At 67.2% G+C, this 18,309-nt stretch carries 16 protein-coding genes; 8 read left to right on the top strand and 8 right to left on the bottom strand.

Going from position 1 to position 18,309, the window contains the following annotated elements:
* The 8 genes from B4L36_RS02210 to B4L36_RS02175 all read right to left on the bottom strand — a co-directional run.
* Positions 1 to 599: aminotransferase class I/II-fold pyridoxal phosphate-dependent enzyme (locus B4L36_RS02210; protein ID WP_292951701.1), on the bottom strand; the 599-nt coding region annotated here is incomplete at its 3' end.
* A 40-nt stretch (positions 600 to 639) separates the two neighbouring features.
* Positions 640 to 777 (bottom strand): cytochrome bd-I oxidase subunit CydX, encoded by a 138-nt coding sequence (gene cydX, locus B4L36_RS02205; protein ID WP_292951698.1) that lies wholly within the window; start codon positions 775 to 777, stop codon positions 640 to 642.
* Positions 778 to 788: 11 nt separating this feature from the next.
* Positions 789 to 1,952 carry a cytochrome d ubiquinol oxidase subunit II gene (cydB, locus tag B4L36_RS02200; RefSeq protein ID WP_292951695.1) on the bottom strand — a complete coding sequence of 388 codons (1,164 nt, stop codon included), beginning with the start codon at positions 1,950 to 1,952 and terminating at the stop codon, positions 789 to 791.
* A 4-nt stretch (positions 1,953 to 1,956) separates the two neighbouring features.
* Positions 1,957 to 3,537, bottom strand: coding sequence for a cytochrome ubiquinol oxidase subunit I (locus B4L36_RS02195; protein WP_292951692.1), 1,581 nt, complete (start codon positions 3,535 to 3,537; stop codon positions 1,957 to 1,959).
* A 144-nt stretch (positions 3,538 to 3,681) separates the two neighbouring features.
* Positions 3,682 to 4,836 (bottom strand): hypothetical protein, encoded by a 1,155-nt coding sequence (locus tag B4L36_RS02190; RefSeq protein WP_292951689.1) that lies wholly within the window; start codon positions 4,834 to 4,836, stop codon positions 3,682 to 3,684.
* A gap of 55 nt (positions 4,837 to 4,891) precedes the next feature.
* Complete coding sequence (locus B4L36_RS02185; protein ID WP_292951686.1) at positions 4,892 to 5,128, bottom strand: Lrp/AsnC ligand binding domain-containing protein; 237 nt, start codon at positions 5,126 to 5,128, stop codon at positions 4,892 to 4,894.
* A 32-nt stretch (positions 5,129 to 5,160) separates the two neighbouring features.
* A complete protein-coding gene (locus tag B4L36_RS02180; RefSeq protein WP_292951683.1) occupies positions 5,161 to 6,534 on the bottom strand; it encodes an MATE family efflux transporter in 1,374 nt (457 codons plus the stop codon).
* A 95-nt stretch (positions 6,535 to 6,629) separates the two neighbouring features.
* The gene (locus tag B4L36_RS02175; protein ID WP_292951680.1) at positions 6,630 to 7,658 is read right to left on the bottom strand and encodes a LacI family DNA-binding transcriptional regulator; all 1,029 of its coding nucleotides are present in this window, start codon (positions 7,656 to 7,658) and stop codon (positions 6,630 to 6,632) included.
* Positions 7,659 to 7,806: 148 nt separating this feature from the next.
* Here B4L36_RS02175 and sauS point away from each other — a divergent pair, with 148 nt between their 5' ends.
* From sauS to B4L36_RS02135, 8 genes are all read left to right on the top strand, one after another.
* Complete coding sequence (sauS, locus tag B4L36_RS02170; protein WP_292951677.1) at positions 7,807 to 9,216, top strand: acylating sulfoacetaldehyde dehydrogenase; 1,410 nt, start codon at positions 7,807 to 7,809, stop codon at positions 9,214 to 9,216.
* Positions 9,213 to 10,739 carry an AMP-binding protein gene (locus B4L36_RS02165; protein ID WP_292951674.1) on the top strand — a complete coding sequence of 509 codons (1,527 nt, stop codon included), beginning with the start codon at positions 9,213 to 9,215 and terminating at the stop codon, positions 10,737 to 10,739. Before sauS ends, B4L36_RS02165 begins: the two co-directional genes overlap by 4 nt.
* Positions 10,740 to 10,812: 73 nt before the next feature.
* Entirely contained in the window at positions 10,813 to 11,769 is a 957-nt protein-coding gene (locus B4L36_RS02160; RefSeq protein WP_292951671.1) for a Bug family tripartite tricarboxylate transporter substrate binding protein, read from the top strand.
* Between the two features lie 9 nt (positions 11,770 to 11,778).
* A complete protein-coding gene (locus B4L36_RS02155; protein ID WP_292951668.1) occupies positions 11,779 to 12,378 on the top strand; it encodes a tripartite tricarboxylate transporter TctB family protein in 600 nt (199 codons plus the stop codon).
* A 12-nt stretch (positions 12,379 to 12,390) separates the two neighbouring features.
* Entirely contained in the window at positions 12,391 to 13,908 is a 1,518-nt protein-coding gene (locus tag B4L36_RS02150; protein WP_292951665.1) for a tripartite tricarboxylate transporter permease, read from the top strand.
* Positions 13,905 to 16,697, top strand: a complete 2,793-nt coding sequence (locus B4L36_RS02145) for a molybdopterin oxidoreductase family protein (RefSeq protein ID WP_292951662.1) — start codon at positions 13,905 to 13,907, stop codon at positions 16,695 to 16,697. The genes B4L36_RS02150 and B4L36_RS02145 overlap by 4 nt, the downstream gene beginning before the upstream one ends.
* On the top strand, positions 16,694 to 17,440 hold the full coding sequence (locus B4L36_RS02140; protein ID WP_292951659.1) for a 4Fe-4S dicluster domain-containing protein: 747 nt from the start codon (positions 16,694 to 16,696) through the stop codon (positions 17,438 to 17,440). The genes B4L36_RS02145 and B4L36_RS02140 overlap by 4 nt, the downstream gene beginning before the upstream one ends.
* Positions 17,440 to 18,309 (top strand): dimethyl sulfoxide reductase anchor subunit family protein, encoded by an 870-nt coding sequence (locus B4L36_RS02135; RefSeq protein ID WP_292951656.1) that lies wholly within the window; start codon positions 17,440 to 17,442, stop codon positions 18,307 to 18,309. Before B4L36_RS02140 ends, B4L36_RS02135 begins: the two co-directional genes overlap by 1 nt.

The following is an 18,309-nucleotide window of genomic DNA, read 5'->3' as shown; positions in this document are numbered from 1 at the left end:
GCGAATTCGATATAGGCCTCGTCCAGGATCAGCAGCGCGCTGTCGGGAAGATCGTCCAGCATCGCCCGGATCGCCGGACCCTGGTGCCACGATCCCATCGGGTTGTCGGGATTGGCCAGATAGACCAGCCGCGCCCCGCGGTTCCGCGCCGCCGCCGACAGCGCGTCCAGATCCTCGGCATCGTCGCGATAGGGCACCTTGTGCAAGGCGCCGCCGAAGCCCGCGACATGGTAGTTGAAGGTCGGATAGGCGCCGTCCGAGGTGACGGCCACATCGCCCCGGTCGATCATCAGGCGGGCGAGATTGCCCAGAAGTCCGTCGATCCCCTCGCCCACCGTCACGCTTTCGGCCGGAACGGCGTGATGATCGGCCAGCGCGTGCCGCAGATCGTGGCTGGTCGAATCGCCGTATTGCCAGGCCCGCGCGGCCTCGTCCCGCATGGCGGCGATGGCGGCGGGGCTGGGGCCGAAGCCGTTCTCGTTCGCGCCCAGCCGGGCATCGAAGGCGGCGCCGCGCCGACGCTGCAACGTCTCGGGGCCGATGAAGGGCACGGTCGCGGGCAGGGATGCGGGGATCGGGGCGAAGGGCTTGGGTCTCATGAGGCCGAGACTTGGCGCATTCGCCGCGATCCCGCAAGTCTCAGTCTTCGTCGACGCTGTCGTGGTTGCGGCGGCCCTCGAAAAGGGCGCGGTCCTCTTGCAGTTCCAGCCACATCGCGTTGACGACGGCAAACATCGCCGCCAGCGGCAGGCCGAGGATCCAGGCGAAATACCACATGGGCGGTTTCCTCAATAGCTGTGACGTTCGGGGTCCGAGACGTCGTCTTCCGTCACCTTGCCCCACAGGACCCGATAGACCCAGGCGGTATAGGCCAGGATCAGCGGCAGAAAGATCACCGTCGCCACCAGCATCACGAACAGGGTCTGATGCGAGGACGAGGCATCCCAGATCGTCAGCGACGAATCGGGACTGGTGCTGGAGGGCAGAAGGAACGGGAACATCGTCAGCCCGACCGAGGAAATCATCCCGAAGATCGCCATTTTGGACCAGCCCAGCGGCGAATATTGCCCGCCCGAACGCAGCGCCCGCATCGCCATGAAGGTGCCCAGAAAACCCATCGCCGGGGCGATCGCGATCCATGGACGGTCGGCATAGGCCGAAAGCCAGCTTCCCGACCGGCTGACGGTCGAGGCCAGCGGGTTCGAGGCGCCGTTCGGGTCCGGCGGGTTCACCAGGGCATAGCCGTCGATGAAGAAGGCCAGCCACAGCCCGGCCAGCGCATAGCCCGCCAGCACCACCTTCGCCGCCGTGACGCCATGGCGGCGGGCGCGGTCGGCGATCGCGCCCTCGGTCTTCAGCACCAGCCAGCCCGCCCCGTGCATCACCAGCATCGCCAGCGAGACGATCCCGCACAGCAGCGCGAAGGGTCGCAGCAGGCCGAAGAATTTCATGAAGGCGGGGCCGTCATAGATCGAAAGCAGGTCGGGGGTCAGGTAGAAGGGAATGCCCAGCAACACGTTGCCGACCGCGACGCCGAACAGCAGCGCCGGGGCGGCGCCGCCAAAGCAGAGCGCCGCGTCCCAGCGCGCGCGCCATTTCGGATCCTCGCGCTTGCTGCGGAACTTGAAGCCCACGGGCCGCACGATCAGCGCCGCGAGAATGGCGAACATCACCAGGTAGAAGCTTGAGAAGCTGATCGCGTAGAGCGGTGGAAAGGCCGCGAAGATCGCGCCCCCGCCGAGGATGAACCAGACCTGGTTTCCCTCCCATACGGGGCCGATCGTGTTGATCACGACACGGCGTTCGGCATCGGTTTTCGCCACGAAGGGCAGCAGCGCGCCGGTGCCCATGTCGAAACCGTCCGTCAGCGCGAAGCCGATCAGCAGAACGCCCAGGATCAGCCACCAGGTCAGGCGCAGATATTCGAACGGGATCAGTTCATACAGGATCATGGCGTCACTCGGCTGGTTTCAGGCGGGCGCGATGGCTTGCGCGCCAGTCATCGGTGATCTGCACGTCCTCCTGCGGCCCGAGGCGGATGTATTTCAGCAGCAGCCTGACCTCGATCACGAAAAGCAGGGTGTAGAAGGCGGCAAAGCCCGCGATGGTCAGCAGCACCTCGGTCGCGGACAGGGCGCTGACCGACAGGGCGGTGGGCAGGATGCCGTCCACGGTCCAGGGCTGGCGGCCATATTCGGCCACGATCCAGCCCAGTTCCGCCGCCACCCAGGGCAGCGGGATCATCATCACCGCACCGCGCAGCGCCCATTTCGGATAGCGCCCGCGCCGGAACGAGGAGATGATGAAGAAATAGCCCGTGGCGGCGATGAACAGCAGGCCCAGCCCGACCATGATGCGGAAGGACCAGAAGATCGGCCAGACGCGCGGCACCGTGTCGGCCGCCGCCTGCGCGATCTGCGCCTCGGTCGCCTGACGCGGATCGTCCAGATAGCGCCGCAGCAGCAGGGCATAGCCCAGATCGTCGGAATGGCGCTGGAACACCGCGTTTACCCCGGGATCGGTGTTTTCACGGTCCTGCTGGATCGTCATCAGCGCGTCATAGGCGATCAGGCCCGAACGGACGCGCTGTTCGGCCTCCTGGACCAGTTCCTCGATGCCGGGAATTTCCCGGGTCAGCGAACGGGTGCCGATCAGGCCCATGACATAGGGAATCCGGACCGCCCACTTGGTTTCGCGCGCCTGCTGATCGGGAATGCCCAGGAGGGTGAAGGGGGCGGGGGCGGGATCGGTCTCCCACATGGCTTCGATGGCGGCCAGCTTCATCTTCTGGTTCAGCCCGGCATCATAGCCGGATTCGTCGCCCAGCACGACGACCGACAGCGCCGAGGCCAGCCCGAAGCTGGCGGCGACGGCGATGGAGCGCCGCGCCAGCGCCAGGTGCCGCCCCCGGAGCATGTACCAGCTGGACACGCCCAGGACGAAGATCGCGGCGGTGACGTAGCCCGCGCTGACGGTGTGGACGAATTTGGCCTGCGCGACGCTGTTGAACATCACCTCGAAGAAGCTGGTCAGTTCCATCCGCATCGTGATCGGGTTGAATTCCGCGCCGACCGGATTCTGCATCCAGCCATTGGCGATCAGGATCCACAGCGCCGAGAAATTCGACCCGATGGCCACCAGCCAGCCCACGACGAGGTGGCCGACCTTGCTGAGCCGGTCCCAGCCGAAGAACCACAGGCCGACAAAGGTCGCCTCCATGAAGAAGGCCATCAGACCCTCGATCGCCAGCGGAGCGCCGAAGACATCGCCGACATATTGCGAGTAATAGGACCAGTTCATGCCGAACTGGAATTCCATCACGACGCCCGTCGCCACGCCCATGGCGAAGTTGATGCCGAACAGCAAACCCCAGAACTTGGTCATCTGCCGCCAGATGGGACGGTTGGTCATGACATAGACCGTCTCCATGATGGCGACCAGGATCGACAGACCCAGGGTCAGCGGCACGAACAGAAAGTGGTAAAGGGCGGTCATGGCGAATTGCAGCCGCGACAGCTCGACGACACCGATATCCATGGGCGCGTTCCTTTTGCGTTCGCACCGACTCTAACCTTTCGGGCCGGCAATCCCAAGGGCCGGCCGCGTGGCAGGCTGTCGCTGCGGTCGCGTGTCGCATGATCGGTTCGGACAGGATCGGGGCGGCGTGGCGCCGCCGCCGGGTCACAGGCTCAGCCCCTCGGCCTGCCACAGCGCCGGGTCGTGGCTGTCGCCATGCGACCAGAACCATCGGCCCAGATAGCGGTCGTGGACATGCGGCAGGCGAAACCGGAACGCTCCGCGATCGGCCAGCACGACGAAATCCATGTGGATCTGATACGAGGTGACGGCGGCGATCCGGGACGGATCGGGCGCGTAATGGCCCCGATGGACCGGACAGCTCATCAGCACCAGCCGGTTGAGGTGCAGGCCCAGGCTTGAGCCATGCATCGCCACGCTGCCGCCATGACTGTGGGCAAGAATGTCCGGCCGGCTCAGGCCACGGGCCAGGATCCATGCCGACAGGTGTCGGGCCCCGGCATGGCGGGCATGATCGCTCCAGCCGCCCGACCAGGAAAAGAAATCGGGCGCCGCGTAGAGACCGGGGCAATGGTTCCGGAGGATATAATCGTGGAACAGCCCCGAAGGCTGCCACCAATCGCTGTGCGGCGTGCCCACGCGGGCGAAATGGGTGCCATGGACGATCAGCGCGTCCGGGGCCGCAGCGGCGGGCGCGGAGGGCGGCGTCGCGGACCGCCCCTGACCGGCGGGCGCCGGCAGCCTGCCCAGCCGCGCCAGCGCCGTGCGTGCCATCCGCACCGCCAGCGGGTCGGCGTCCTCTTCGACCACCTCGGCCAGCGTCGCAATGGGCAGAGCAGGGTCGCTGACCATGTCCAGCAGCGAGATCGCGGCCGCGGCCCGTTCGCTTGCGCCCGGATGACCAAGAGCCAGAAGCAGCAAATCCAGCGCGACACGCCGATCCGCGCTGTCGTAGAGCGTTGCGGTCATCTCGTCCATCACGGCCTGCCGCGCCGCGGCCTGCGCCGCGATCGCGGCCTCGTCGCGCGGGGCGAAGGGATCGAACGGCGGCAGCATGGCATGGCGTTCGACAAGGCGCGGCATTTCGTCGGCCAGGCGGAAGGCGCCGCCGGGCCGCGGATCGGGCAGATCGAAGAGGTCGCGTTCGGCCCCCAGATCGGCCAGCAGCGCATCGTATTCGCCATTTCCGTAGAGCACACCCAGAACCAGCAGCAATGCCTGCCGCGAGGCCCGGCCCCGCGGATCGCCCGTCACCGGTTCGCGCGGCGATGCGGGTTCGCTGATCGCAATCTCGTCCATGCCCCCTCCGCCGCCTGCAGGCAGAGGGATCATATCACGAAAATCGGCCCGCCGCTCAGAAGGCGCGGAAGGTCATCGTGGTCAGGGTGCGGCTGATATGGGGGATGTCGAACAGCCTGTCCGACAGGAAGCGGCCGACATCCTCGTCCTCGGGGATATAGATCTTGGCCAGCAGGTCGTAATCGCCCGAGGTCGAATAAAGTTCGCTGACGATCTCGCGGTCATAGATCGCCTCGGCAACCTCGTAGGTGCGGCCGGGCTCGCAGCGGAACTGGACGAAGACGGGGCGCATGGGGACCTCTTGGGTTGGGACTGGGCGGCAGGTTAGCGCGCCGTCTCGGGGGCGGTCCAGTCCCCCCGCGCCCAGCCCGACCAGAACCGCCCCATCAGCAGGACCGCCGCCAGCGACAGCCCCGCGCAGAGGCCCAGCCACAGCCCGACCGGCCCGAAACCCAGCGGAAAGGCAAGGCCCCAGGCGACCGGCATCCCCACGGCCCAATAGCTGAAGGCCGCGATCCACATCGGGACGCGGGTGTCGTGGACGCCGCGCAGAAAGCCCACCGCGACAACCTGCAGCGCGTCGGTCAACTGGAACAGGGCGGCATACATGACCAGCGTCACGCCCAGCGACACGATCATCGGCGCCTGCGGATCGGCGGGGTCCAGAAAGACCCGCACCAGCGGCGCCGCGAAACCCAGATAGATGGCGATGAAAAGGATTGCGAACAGGATCGCCAGCCCGGTCACCGCCATGGCGGCGTCGTGCATTCCCCGACGATCGTCGCGCCCCTTGGCCTGCCCGACCCGGATCGTCGCCGCGTTCGACAGCCCCAGATGCGCCATGAAGGTGATCGCGGTCAGTTGCAGCGCAATGCCGTGGGCGGCCAGTTGCGGCGTGCCGATCCAGCCCATCATCACGTTCGAGGCCACGAACAGCGCCCCTTCGGCCAGCAGGGTGACGCCGATCGGCAGGCCCAGCCGGAAGACCCGGCACAGCGCCTGCCAGTCGGACCGCCAGAAGCGGGTGAAAAGTTCGTATTTGCGCGCGACCGGCAGCCAGCCGGCATACAGCGCCAGGATCACCGCCGCGGTGATCTGGACCGCGAGGCTGGCGATGGCGGCGCCCCGGACGCCCAGTTCCGGCGCCCCGAGATTGCCGAAGATGAAGACCCAGTTCAGCGCGATGTTCAGCGGCAGCCCGGCCAGCGTGACCCACATCACGACCTGCGTCCGTTCCAGCGCGGCAAGATAGGAATTCAGCGTCAGCGCGACGAGGTTGGCGATCAGCCCCCAGCCCGCGATGCGCAGGTAGTCCTGCGCCAGTTGCGACACCACAGGCGTCTGGCCCAGCCCCAGCAGGACGGGGCGCGAGAACCACATCGAGGGCATGACCAGCAGGCCGAAGCCCAGGGACAGCCACAGCGCCATGCGGGTGACGCGGCGGACCTGGGTTTCGTCGCCGCGGGCGATGGCGGTGGCCATCAGGCCCATCACGGCGGTGCCGAAACCCATGCCGAGAAAGAACAGCACCTGCACGAACGAGGTGGCGATGACCAGCGCCGCCAGCGATTCGACGCCATGCCAGCCGACCATCAGCGTGTCGCTGACGCCGATGGCCATGCGCGCCAGATGGCTGCCGATCAGCGGCAGGCCCAGCGACAGCGTCGCCGCGACATGGGGGGCGTAACGTCCAAGCATGGTCCCGCCATATCCGCGCCCGCCTGCGCCGTCCATCGCCCGATTGGCACGATGCGCGGGAACCGGCCTTTGCGCGGTGCCCGGGGGATGCCGCCTCAGGCAGGCGGCGGCGCGGTCGTGGCGCGCATGATCAGTTCGCAGTCGAACCGGGTGCGGGCCAGCGGCTGACCGGCCTCGCTGTCCACGGAATCGGCCAGATGTTCGGCGGCGGCCGCGCCGATCCGGCGCGCCGGGATGCGGATCGTGGTCAGCGCCGGCTCCAGCTCGGCCGAGCCCACGAAATCGCCGATGCCGATGATCGACAGATCGCGCGGCACCGACAGGCCCAGCTTCAGCGCGGCATAGAGCGCGCCCTGGGCGATCACGTCGTTGCCGCAAAGCAGCGCCGTCGGGCGGTCAGCCGCCGCCAGCAAATCCAGGCAGGCGCGCTTGGCCTGCGCGGTGCTGTAGGGGGTGCGGACGCGCCAGCCTTCCGGCGTCTGGATCGAGGCCGCCTGCAGCGCCGCCATCGCCGCCGCGCGGCGCAGGCGGGCGCGGTCATTCTCGCCCGTATCGGGAAAGATCGCAGCGATCCGGCGGTGGCCCAGCATCAGCAGATGATCCGCCGCGATCCGCCCGGCCTCGGCATTGTCCACGCCCAGGCACGAGATCATCGAGGCGGGATCGTAGTTCCAGACCGCCAGAACCGGCAGCCCCTGTTCGCGCAGGACGCGATAGGTGTCGGCGCCGTGGTCCAGCCCGATCAGCGCCAGCGCATCGACCCGGTGTTCCAGCAGCTTGCGCACCAGCGCATATTCGTTGGCCAGATCATAGCCATGCGCGGCCAGCAGCAGGGTAAAGCCGCGCGCGCTGACCGCATCGTTGAAAGCCTGGATCAGTTCCGAGAAGATGACATCGGCGATGGTCGGCACCACCAGCCCGATCGTCGCGCTGCGCCGGCCATGGATCGTCTGCGCCGCACGGTTGCGGATATAGCCCGATTTCCGGATCGCCAGATCGATCTTCTTGCGCGTCGCGGGGTGGACCAGCTGGGGATGGTTCAGCGCCCGCGACACCGTGGCCGCCGACACGCCCGCAAGCCTGGCCACGGAAACAATATCAGCCTTATCCCTTTGCTTTTTCATCGTTCCCCGGCGACAGGCAGCATTTTCATGAAAACATTTGCAAGACTATTTTCATGTCCTATCGTGGAGCTTGCGATCCGGCAATGGCTGATTGGCGGATCCGCGCGGGCCGGGTTTGACGGCCGCGCGAAGGGGGGGGATGAGGCAGATGAACATCGCCGATGACATTCTTTCGGTCGACGGGGTGATGACCCGCGCCCGCGCCGCGCAGGCCGGATACGAGGCTCAGGGCAGCCAGTCGCGCTATGACCGCGCCGCGCAGGCCGCCGCCTGGGCGATCATGGAGCCGGGGCGGAACCGCCTGCTGGCGGAACTGGCCGTCAGGACGACCGGCCTTGGCAATGTCGCCGACAAGATCACCAAGAACCACCGCAAGACGCTGGGCCTGATGCGCGACATCCGGGACGTTCGGACCTTCGGCATCATCGCGGATGATCCGGCCACCGGCATTACCGAAATCGCCCGCCCCATCGGCGTGATCGGCGCGGTCGTGCCCTCGACCAACCCGGCGGCGACGCCGGCCAACAACATCGTCAACGCGCTGAAATGCGGCAATGCGATCATCCTGTCGCCCTCGCCCAAGGGTGTGGCCTGCTGCGAGATGCTGCTGGATTACATCCATGCCGAATTCGACAAGATCGGCGAGGACAAGGCGCTGGTCCAGATGCTGCCCGCGCCGGGCAGCAAGGCCAAGACGCAGCGGCTGCTGGAAACCTGCGATCTGGCCATCGTCACCGGCAGCCAGGACAACGTGCGTCGCGCCTATGAAAGCGGCACCCCCGCCATCGGGGTCGGCGCGGGCAATGTCGCCGTGATCGTGGACGAGACCGCCGATCTGGCCGCCGCCGCCGCCAGGATCGCGGCATCGAAGACCTTCGACAACGCGACCTCCTGTTCGTCCGAGAACGCGCTGATCGTGGTCGACGCGATCTATGACGATTTCCTCGCCGCGATGGCGGCCGAAGGCGGCGCGGTCGTTCCCGCCGCCGAGGCGGGCGGCATCGTCGCAAGATTGTGGCCCGACGGACATCTGAACCGCGAGATCATCGCGCGCGACGCCGATGTCACGGTCGAGAAGCTGGGCCTGACCGGCCGGGTGCGCGAAGGCACGCGCTTTCTGGCGGTCGAGACCGACGGGATCGGCCCGGATCATCCCCTGTCGGGCGAAAAGCTGAGCCGGGTCGCCGCGCTGTATCGCGCGCGCGATTTCGCGGATGCCACCCGCATCGCCCGCCGGATCCTGACCCATCAGGGCGCGGGTCATTCCATCGGCCTGCATTCGGCCGATCCCGACCGGCCCGTCGCAATGGGCCGCGACCTGCCGGTCTGCCGGGTCATCGTCAATCAGGCGCATTGTTTCGCCACCGGCGGGGCCTTCGACAACGGGCTGCCCTTTTCGCTGTCGATGGGCTGCGGTTCCTGGGGCGGCAATTCCATCGACGCCAATCTGCATTGGCGGCATTTCACGCAGACAACGCGCGTCGTGCGCGCGATCCCGCCCCGCGAACCGGAACTGGACGAGATCTTCGCCGGCTACTGGGCCGAGGCCGGGCGATGAGATTCGATCCCGACCGGCCGCCCGAAGGCACGATCCGCGACTGGCTGGATTCCCGTGCCGAGAACCAGGCACAGCGGATCTGCCATGTCTTTCCCGAAGATGGCGGCACCCTGAACTGGTCGGAACTGCGTAACGGCGCCGCCGACATTGCCGGGCGCCTGGCCGCGATGGGGATCCCGAAAGGCGCCAGCGTCGCGCTGATGATGCCCAATGGGCGCAACGCCGTGCTGGGCCTGTTCGGTGCGCTTTATGGCGGCTTTCGCGCGACGATGATCAACCTGGTCGCCGGGGCCGAGGCGATCGGCTATGCATTGTCGCATTCGCGGGCGGCGATCGTGCTGGTGGCGGAGTCGCAGCGCGATCTGCTGGACCGCGCCCTGCCCCGGACCGACCGGCCGGTGATCGTGACCGCGGGCGCGGACGGCTTCGACTGGCCAGGGGACGGGGCTGCCGGCGCGCCGCACCCGCACGGGCCCGGCGACGACGCGCTGCTGATGTATACGTCGGGGACGACCGGGCGGCCCAAGGGCGTGCTGCACAGCCATGCCAGCCTGCTGGCGGGCGGCTGGACCACCTGCGCGGCGCATGGTCTGTCGCCCGGGGACCGCGCGATGTGCGTGCTGCCGATCTATCACATCAACGGGCTGTGCGTGACGATCATGGGGCCGCTGGTCTCGGGCGGCGCGGCGATCGTCTGCGAACGCTTTTCGGCGGGCCGGTTCTGGACCCTGTGCGAGGAACACCGCGCCACCTGGTTCTCGGTCGTGCCGACCATCATCTCGCATCTGCTGCATGGCGAGGCGGCGCCGGATCCGGCCACGCGGGCACGAATCCGGTTCGGCCGGTCGGCCTCGTCCGCGCTGGCGGTCGAGGTCCAGAGCGCGTTCGAGCAGCGTTTCGGCATCCCGATCGTCGAGACCATGGGCCTGACCGAGACCGCGGCCCAGATCCTGTCGAACCCGCTGCCGCCCGGATTGCGCAAGATCGGATCGCCCGGCCGGGCGATCGGCAACGAGGTGGCGATCATGGATGCCGGGTTGCGGCCCCTGCCCCCCGGAACCGAGGGCGAGATCTGCGTGCGCGGCCCGAACGTGATGCGCGGCTATCTGGACAATCCCGATGCCACGGCGGCGGCGCTGACGCCCGATGGCTGGCTGCGCAGCGGCGATCTGGGCCGGATCGACGCGGAGGGCTATGTCTTTGTCACCGGCCGGCTGAAGGAACTGATCATCAAGGGCGGCGAGAACATCGCCCCGCGCGAGATCGACGAGGCGCTTTACGCCCATCCCGACGTGATCGAGGCCGCCGCCTTCGCCCGCAAATGCGCCCGCTACGGCGAACGGGTCGAGGCCGCGGTGGCGCTGCGGCCGGGATCGGCGCTGACGATCGCGGATCTGGCCCGGCTTTGCGAGGATCGGCTGGGCCGGTTCAAGTCGCCCGATGTGATTCACCTGATGGACGAGCTGCCCAAGGGCCCGTCCGGCAAGATTCAACGCCTGCGGCTGGCGGACATGACCGGATGACGCCGCAACCCGTCCGCTTTGGGAGGAGAGGACGGAACCACAAGATCAACATTTGCCCTGGGAGGAGAAGAAGATGACCCTGAACGCCTTGCTGAAAGCCGCCCTGACCGGCGCCGGGAGCGCCGCGCTGATCGCATCGGCCGGAATGGCCGCCGCGCAGGAATACCCCGAACGCCCGATCGAGATGGTCGTGACCTTCGGCCCCGGCGGCGGCGCCGACCTGATGGGCCGGCAGATGGGGCGGCTGATGGAAAAGCCGCTGGGCGTGTCGATCCCGGTCTCGAACGTCGCCGGGGCATCGGGCAATGCCGGGCTGACGCGGCTGCGCACCGATCCCGCCGACGGCTATACGATGGGGACGCTGATCTCGCTGACCGTGGCGTCCTGGGCATCCGGGCTGGGCGACAGCAAGCCCGAGGATTTCCAGGTTCTGGCCGTGGTCCAGAACTCGCCCTCGTTCCTGTTCGTCCCCGCCTCCAGCCCCTACCAGACGGCCGAGGATCTGTTCGCCTATGCCAAGGAGAATCCGGGCGAACTGACGGTGGCGACCTCGGGCTATGGCACGCAGGACGACGTGACGCTGAAGCTGCTGGCCCGTGACGGCGTGCAGATGGAGAATGTGCCGTTCCAGGCGCCCGGCGAACGCTATGCCTCGCCCATCGGCGGGCATACGGCGGTGCTGTACGAGGAACCGGGCGATGTCGCGCAATTCCTGAAGGCCGGGCAGCTGAAGCCGCTGGTGGTGTTTTCCAAGGAACGCCACCCATCCTTTCCGGACGTTCCGACCTCGGTCGAACTGGGCTACGACATCTCGGGGCTGGACAATTTCCGCACCGTCGCGGTGCGCGCCGGCACCGATCCGGCCATCGTCGAAAAGCTGCAATCGGCGGTCGAGGAATCGGTGGCCAGCGCGGAATGGCAGACCTTCTGTGCCGAAACCTACAGCTGCATCCAGCCGGTCACGGGCGAGGAGGCCCAGGCGATGATCCGCGATTTCCTGCAACTGATCACGGACCAGCTGGCAAGCTGAGGCGGCAGGATGGCGATGGCCCCGAACATGCGAACCGAGGATGCGGCACGACAGGCCGCCGCGCCGCCGACCCCGCGGGCGCGGCGCGCCAAACGGTTGATCCCGGTCGCGGTGCCCGCCCTGCTGCTGGCCGCTTCGCTGGCTCTGCCGGGCTTCATGTTCAGTTCCGACCGGCGCCCGGACGTGCCCGGCCTTGGACCGGCGGCATGGCCGAACGCGGTGCTGGCGCTGCTGGCGCTGTGTTCGGCGATCTGGCTTTTCTCCGAGGTCTGGCTGCTGGTCCGGGGCCGCGTCTCGACCAGCCTTGCCACGCCGCATGACGAGGATGTCTATCATTACGGAAAGGCGCTGACCGGCATCCTTCTGGTCATCGCCTTCGGCTGGCTGCTGCCGATCGTGGGCTTCGCGCTGGCCTGCGCGGGATTTCTGCTGGTCTGGTGCCTGTATGGCGGCCTGCGCCATCCGGCGGTCCTGCTGCTGGTGCCGACCATCGGCACGGTGGCGCTGTTGTGGATGTTCATGGGTCTGGCGCTGATGCCGCTGAGCCGGGGCGCGGGCGTCTTCGACCGGTTCAGCGTCTGGCTGCTGCAACTTCTGGGCATCTACTGAGAGGGCGCGACGATGCAGACGATAGACCTGCTGATGGCCGGCTTTGCCTCGGCCTTCCAGATCACCGCCTTCCTGACGGTGGTCGCGGGCCTGCTGGTCGGCGTGATCGCGGGCGCGCTGCCGGGTATTTCCTTTGTCAACGCGATGGCGATGGCGCTGCCCTTCACCTATGCGATGAATGTGACCCACGCGATGCTGTTTCTGGGCGGGATCTATGTCGGCGGGGTCTTCGGCGGCTCGATCTCGGCCATCATGATCAACGTGCCGGGCACGCCGGCCTCGCTGCCCGCGACCTGGGACGGCTATGCGATGACGAAGAAGGGGCAGGTCAAGCGTGCCCTGACCATCGCTGTCACAGCCTCCGCCGTGGGCGGGCTGGTCAGCGCGCTGCTGCTGACCTTCCTGTCGGCGCCCTTCGCGACATTCGCGATGAAGTTCTCGCAGCCGGAATTCTTCGCCGCCACCGTGCTGGGGCTGGTCAGCGTCATCGCCATCGCCAAGGACAAGCCGGTCATCACCATGATCTCGCTGCTCAGCGGCATGGCCATCGGCACGGTCGGCGTCGATCCGCTTTACGGCCAGGCGCGGTTCAGCTTTGGCATCCCCGAGGTCGAAAGCGGCATCCGCTTCGTCGTGGTGATGATCGGGCTTTTCGCCATCGGCGAGGTGGTCGATCTGGTCGCCACCGACCGCGACCTGCGGCCCAGGAAGGCCGATGGCAAGGTCGCCGGCGCCAGCTTTCGCGACATCTGGAACGTCAAGGGCGCGATCGCGCGCGGCACCGCCCTGGGCTGCATGATCGGCGTCATTCCGGGCGCCGGGGCGACACCCGGCGCGGTCATCGCATACGGGGTCGAGAAACAGGTCAATCCGCGCGGCAAGGAATTCGGCACCGGGATCGAGGCCGGGCTGGCCGCGCCCGAGGCGGCCAAGAACGCCACCACCGGGGCGGCGATGGTGCCGCTGCTGACGCTGGGCATTCCCGGCAGCGCGGCAACCGCGATCATGCTGGCCGCGATGATGCTGCAAGGGGTCAATCCCGGCCCGCTGCTGTTCATCATGGATCCGTCGATGGTCTATACGATCTTCGCCGCCATGATCATCGCCAACGTGCTGATGATCGGCGCGGGCGTGGGCGTGGCGCAGATGTTCTCGACCCTGATGCGGACGCCGCCGGCGATCCTGGCCGGTTTCATCGTCATCCTCAGCCTGATCGGGGCCTACGGGGTGCGCAACAACATCTTCGACGTCTATGTCTGCCTGGTCTTCGGCGTCATCGGCTGGGCGATGAAGCGGGTGGGCTTTCCCTCGGCGCCGCTGGTTCTGGGAGTGATCCTGGGACCGCTTGCGGAACGCTATTTCCTCACCTCGATTGCAAATTCCCGTCAGGATTACACGGTCTTCTTTACACGTCCGATCAGCGCGACGATCCTGTCGCTGGCGCTGATCTTCGTGCTGTGGTCGCTGTGGCCCTCGGTCCGGACGCGGATCGGCCGCCAGCCCGCGCAGGCCAAGCCCAAGGAGCGATGATGAACCAGCCCCGGATCGACACCTCGCCCAGGGTTTCCGACGAAATCCGCAAGACCACCTGCTACATGTGCGCCTGCCGCTGCGGCATCAACGTCCACATGAAGGACGGCCGCGTCGCCTATATCGAGGGCAATCGCGACCATCCCGTGAACAAGGGCGTGCTGTGCGCCAAGGGTTCGGCCGGGATCATGCAGGTCAATGCGCCATCCCGGCTGCGCGCGCCCCTGCGCCGGGTCGGGCCGCGCGGTTCGGGCCGGTTTCAGGAGATTTCCTGGGACGAGGCTCTGGGTCTGGCGAAGGACTGGCTGACGCCCATTCGCAAGAACGATCCGTCGAAACTGGCCTTCTTCACCGGCCGCGACCAGTCGCAAAGCTTCACCAGCTTCTGGGCGCAGGCCTTCGGTACGCCGAATTATGCCGCCCATGGCGGATTCTGTTCGGTCAACATGGCGGCGGCGGGCATCTATACGATGGGCGGCGCGTTCTGGGAATTCGGCCAGCCCGACTGGGACCGGGCGAAGCTGTTCATGCTGTTCGGCGTGGCCGAGGATCACGACAGCAATCCGATCAAGATGGGCATCGGCAAGCTGAAGGCGCGCGGCGCGCGCATCATCGGCGTCAATCCGATCCGGTCGGGCTATAATGCGGTGGCCGACGAATGGCTGGGGATCACGCCGGGCACGGATGGGCTGCTGATCCTGGCGCTGGTCCATTGCCTGATGGCGGCGGGCCGGATCGATCTGGATTATCTGGCGCGCTATACCGACGCGCCGCTGCTGGTCGATGAGCAGACCGGCCTGTTCCTGCGCGATCAGGACGGCAGGGCGCTGGTGATCGACCGCGCCACCGGCGGGCTGGCCGCCTTCGACGGCAGGGGCGTGCGCCCCGACCTGAATGCCGCCCATCCCGGCCATCGCACGGTGTTGCAGCTGATGGCCGAACGCTATCTGCAACCCGAATACGCCCCCGAGGCAGTCGCCGACCGCTGCGGCATCCCCGCCGCCCGCATCCGCGCCGTCGCCGACGAGATCGCGCGCGTGGCCTTTGACGAGGCGATCGTGCTGGACCGTCCCTGGACCGATTTCCGGGGCGAGCGGCACGACACCATGACCGGACGCCCGGTGGCCTTCCACGCCATGCGCGGCATCTCGGCCCATTCCAACGGCTTCCAGACCTGCCGCGCGCTGCACATGCTGCAGATCCTGCTGGGTTCCATCGAGGTGCCGGGCGGGTTCCGCTTCAAGCCGCCCTATCCAAAACCCGCGACCGCCCATCCGAAACCGCATTGCAAGGTGACGCCCGACACGCCGCTGGACGGCCCGCATCTGGGCTTTGTCCACGGCCCCGAGGATCTGGCGCTGAAGGAGGACGGCAGCCCGGCCCGGATCGACAAGGCCTTCACCTGGGAAAACCCGATGTCGGCGCATGGGCTGATGCACATGGTGATCTCGAACGCCCATGCCGGCGATCCCTACCGGATCGACACGCTGTTCATGTATATGGCGAACATGTCGTGGAATTCGTCGATGAATACCGGCGGCGTCATGAAGATGCTGACCGATACCGACGAGAACGGCGATTACGTCATCCCGCGCATCATCTATTCCGACGCCTACGCATCCGAGATGGTGGCCTATGCCGACCTGATCCTGCCCGACACGACCTATCTGGAACGCCACGACTGCATCAGCCTGCTGGATCGCCCGATCTGCGAGGCCGGCGCCGCCGCGGATGCGATCCGCTGGCCGGTGGTCGAACCCGACCGCGATGTGCGCGGCTTTCAGACCGTGCTGATCCAGCTGGCGAACCTGATGAAACTGCCCGGCTTCGTGCACGAGGATGGCCGCCCGAAATGGCGCGATTATGCCGATTACATCGTCAACCACGAACGCAAGCCGGGCATCGGTCCGCTGGCGGGCTTTCGCGGCGATGGCCGCGAGGTGGGACGCGGGGCGCCGAACCCCGACCAGTTGAAACGCTATGTCGACAATGGCGGCTTCTTCGTCTCGCATATCCCCGAGGGCGCCGATTTCTACAAGCCGTGGAACATGGATTACCAGGATTGGGCCGTCGGCATGGGCCTTTACGACGCGCCGCAGCCCTACCTCTTCAGCCTCTATGTCGAGCCGCTGCGCAAGTTCCAGCGCGCCGCCGAAGGCCACGGCGAGCGCCAGCCCCCCGACCACCTGCGCGACCGGCTGCGCCGGGTGATGGAGCCGCTGCCGATCTGGTATCCCCCGTTCGAGGACGATCACGCCGATCCCGCCGAATACCCGATCCACGCCCTGACCCAGCGACCGATGGCGATGTATCATTCGTGGGGTGGCCAGAATGCCTGGCTGCGCCAGATCCACGGGCGGAACCCGATGTATCTGCCGCGCGGGGTCTGGGAATCGCACGGCTTCGCCGATGGCGACTGGGCGCGGCTCAGTTCGGTCCATGGCAGCATCACCGTTCCGGTCGCCCTTCATGCCGGGCTGAACGGCAGCACCATCTGGACCTGGAACGCCATCGGCAAACGCAAGGGCGCATGGGCGTTGGACGAGGACGCGCCCGAGGCAACGAAAGGCTTTCTCTTGAACCACCTGATCCATGAATTGCTGCCGCCGAAAGGCGACGGGATGCGCTGGTCCAATTCCGACCCGATCACCGGTCAGGCAGCCTGGTTCGACCTGCGCGTGAAGATCGAGAAGGTGCCGCCGCAGGACGAGGCCGATCCCGGATTCGCGGCCATCGCCTCGCCCGTCGGCCGGGGCCCGCGCAACCTGCGCTGGAAGGTGGGCAGATGACCGCGCTGCCGGAACGGACCGAACGCAAGCTGGGCCTTGTCATCGACCTCGACACCTGCGTCGGCTGCCATGCCTGCGTGATCAGCTGCAAGGGCTGGAACACCGAAAATTACGGCGCGCCGCTGTCGGACATGGATGCCTATGGCGCCGATCCGGTCGGCACCTTCCTGAACCGCGTCCACAGCTACGAGATCGAGCCCGAGGGCGGCGGCTGCGCGCAGATCGTCCATTTCCCCAAATCCTGCCTGCATTGCGAGGACGCGCCCTGCGTCACCGTCTGCCCGACAGGCGCCAGCTACAAGCGCGCCGAGGACGGGATCGTGCTGGTCAACGAGGATGCCTGCATCGGCTGCGGCCTGTGCGCCTGGGCCTGCCCCTATGGCGCGCGGGAAATGGATCAGGCCGCGGGCGTGATGAAGAAATGCACGCTCTGCGTGGACCGCATCTACAACGAGAACCTGGAAGAGGTGGACCGCGTGCCCGCCTGCGTGCGCACCTGCCCGGCCGGAGCGCGCCATTTCGGCGATCTGGGCGATCCGGACAGCGCCGTCAGCCAGCTGGTGGCCGAACGCGGCGGTTTCGACCTGATGCCGGAACAGGGAACCAGACCGGTCAACAAATACCTGCCGCCGCGGCCCAGGGACCGGCTGGATGGCGGGCCGGCCCCGTCGGCGCCGACCCGGCAACCGCACGATGCGTCAGGCTTCTTCGCCTGGCTCGACCGCGCGCTGGAGAAGATCTGATGCATCCGGCCCCTTCCGTCATCATCTTTACCGTCCTGTCGGGCGCGGGCTTCGGCTATCTGGCCTTTCTGGGTCTTGGATTCGCCACGACAGGCTGGCCGGCCTTCTGGCAATTCGCGCTGGCCTTCGCGATGGCCGCGGGCGGGCTGATCTCGTCCATCTTCCACCTCGGCAATCCGCAGCGCGGCCTGCTGGCGTTCACCCAATGGCGCACAAGCTGGCTGTCGCGCGAAGGCTGGGCGGCGGTCACGACATTGCTGGTGATGGCGCTTTTCGCCATCGCCGCGATCTTCTTCGGCCGGGTGCTGCTGCCGCTGGGCATCATCGGCGCGGCCATGTCGGTCGCGACCGTGTTCGTCACCTCGATGATCTATGCGCAGATGAAGACGGTGCCGCGCTGGAACTCGCCCCTGACACCGGCCTATTTCATCGCCTGCGCGCTGACCGCCGGGGCGCTGCTGTCCGGATCATGGGCGCTGTCGATTCCGCTGCTGGTGGCCCTGGGGCTCTTGCAGGCGGTCTGCTGGCTGACGGGCGACGGCCGCTTCGCCAAACGCGGCCACGACATGAATTCAGCCACCGGGCTGTCGGGCCGGGTGCGCCTGTTCGAATCCCCTCACAGCGGCAGCAATTACCTGCTTCGGGAATTCGGCTTTCAGGTCGCCCGGCGCCACGCTGCCAAGCTGAGGCTGATCGGCATCGGTCTGATCGCGGTCCTGCCCGCGATCGTCCTTCTGTTCGGCAGGCATCCGGCCCTGTTCGGGCTGGCTTTCGCACTGCATCTGGCCGGCGCCTTCGTGTCGCGCTGGCTGTTCTTCGCCGAGGCGCGTCATGTCGTGCAGCTTTATTACGGGCGCCAGGCAGCCTAG

The sequence above is a fragment of the Paracoccus sp. UBA889 genome, from assembly GCA_002294185.1.
Classification (GTDB): domain Bacteria; phylum Pseudomonadota; class Alphaproteobacteria; order Rhodobacterales; family Rhodobacteraceae; genus Paracoccus.
The sequence above is the reverse complement of the archived record's forward strand: the minus strand, read 5'-3'. Positions and strand labels throughout refer to the sequence as shown.

What these genes read in the sequence shown, in the direction of transcription:
- cydX (WP_292951698.1), bottom strand. Translation starts at nt 777, where the DNA reads ATGTGGTATTTCGCCTGGATCCTCGGCCTGCCGCTGGCGGCGATGTTT.
- cydB (WP_292951695.1), bottom strand. Translation starts at nt 1,952, where the DNA reads ATGATCCTGTATGAACTGATCCCGTTCGAATATCTGCGCCTGACCTGG.
- B4L36_RS02195 (WP_292951692.1), bottom strand. Translation starts at nt 3,537, where the DNA reads ATGGATATCGGTGTCGTCGAGCTGTCGCGGCTGCAATTCGCCATGACC.
- B4L36_RS02190 (WP_292951689.1), bottom strand. Translation starts at nt 4,836, where the DNA reads ATGGACGAGATTGCGATCAGCGAACCCGCATCGCCGCGCGAACCGGTG.
- B4L36_RS02185 (WP_292951686.1), bottom strand. Translation starts at nt 5,128, where the DNA reads ATGCGCCCCGTCTTCGTCCAGTTCCGCTGCGAGCCCGGCCGCACCTAC.
- B4L36_RS02180 (WP_292951683.1), bottom strand. Translation starts at nt 6,534, where the DNA reads ATGCTTGGACGTTACGCCCCCCATGTCGCGGCGACGCTGTCGCTGGGC.
- B4L36_RS02175 (WP_292951680.1), bottom strand. Translation starts at nt 7,658, where the DNA reads ATGAAAAAGCAAAGGGATAAGGCTGATATTGTTTCCGTGGCCAGGCTT.
- sauS (WP_292951677.1), top strand. Translation starts at nt 7,807, where the DNA reads ATGAACATCGCCGATGACATTCTTTCGGTCGACGGGGTGATGACCCGC.
- B4L36_RS02165 (WP_292951674.1), top strand. Translation starts at nt 9,213, where the DNA reads ATGAGATTCGATCCCGACCGGCCGCCCGAAGGCACGATCCGCGACTGG.
- B4L36_RS02160 (WP_292951671.1), top strand. Translation starts at nt 10,813, where the DNA reads ATGACCCTGAACGCCTTGCTGAAAGCCGCCCTGACCGGCGCCGGGAGC.
- B4L36_RS02155 (WP_292951668.1), top strand. Translation starts at nt 11,779, where the DNA reads ATGGCGATGGCCCCGAACATGCGAACCGAGGATGCGGCACGACAGGCC.
- B4L36_RS02150 (WP_292951665.1), top strand. Translation starts at nt 12,391, where the DNA reads ATGCAGACGATAGACCTGCTGATGGCCGGCTTTGCCTCGGCCTTCCAG.
- B4L36_RS02145 (WP_292951662.1), top strand. Translation starts at nt 13,905, where the DNA reads ATGATGAACCAGCCCCGGATCGACACCTCGCCCAGGGTTTCCGACGAA.
- B4L36_RS02140 (WP_292951659.1), top strand. Translation starts at nt 16,694, where the DNA reads ATGACCGCGCTGCCGGAACGGACCGAACGCAAGCTGGGCCTTGTCATC.
- B4L36_RS02135 (WP_292951656.1), top strand. Translation starts at nt 17,440, where the DNA reads ATGCATCCGGCCCCTTCCGTCATCATCTTTACCGTCCTGTCGGGCGCG.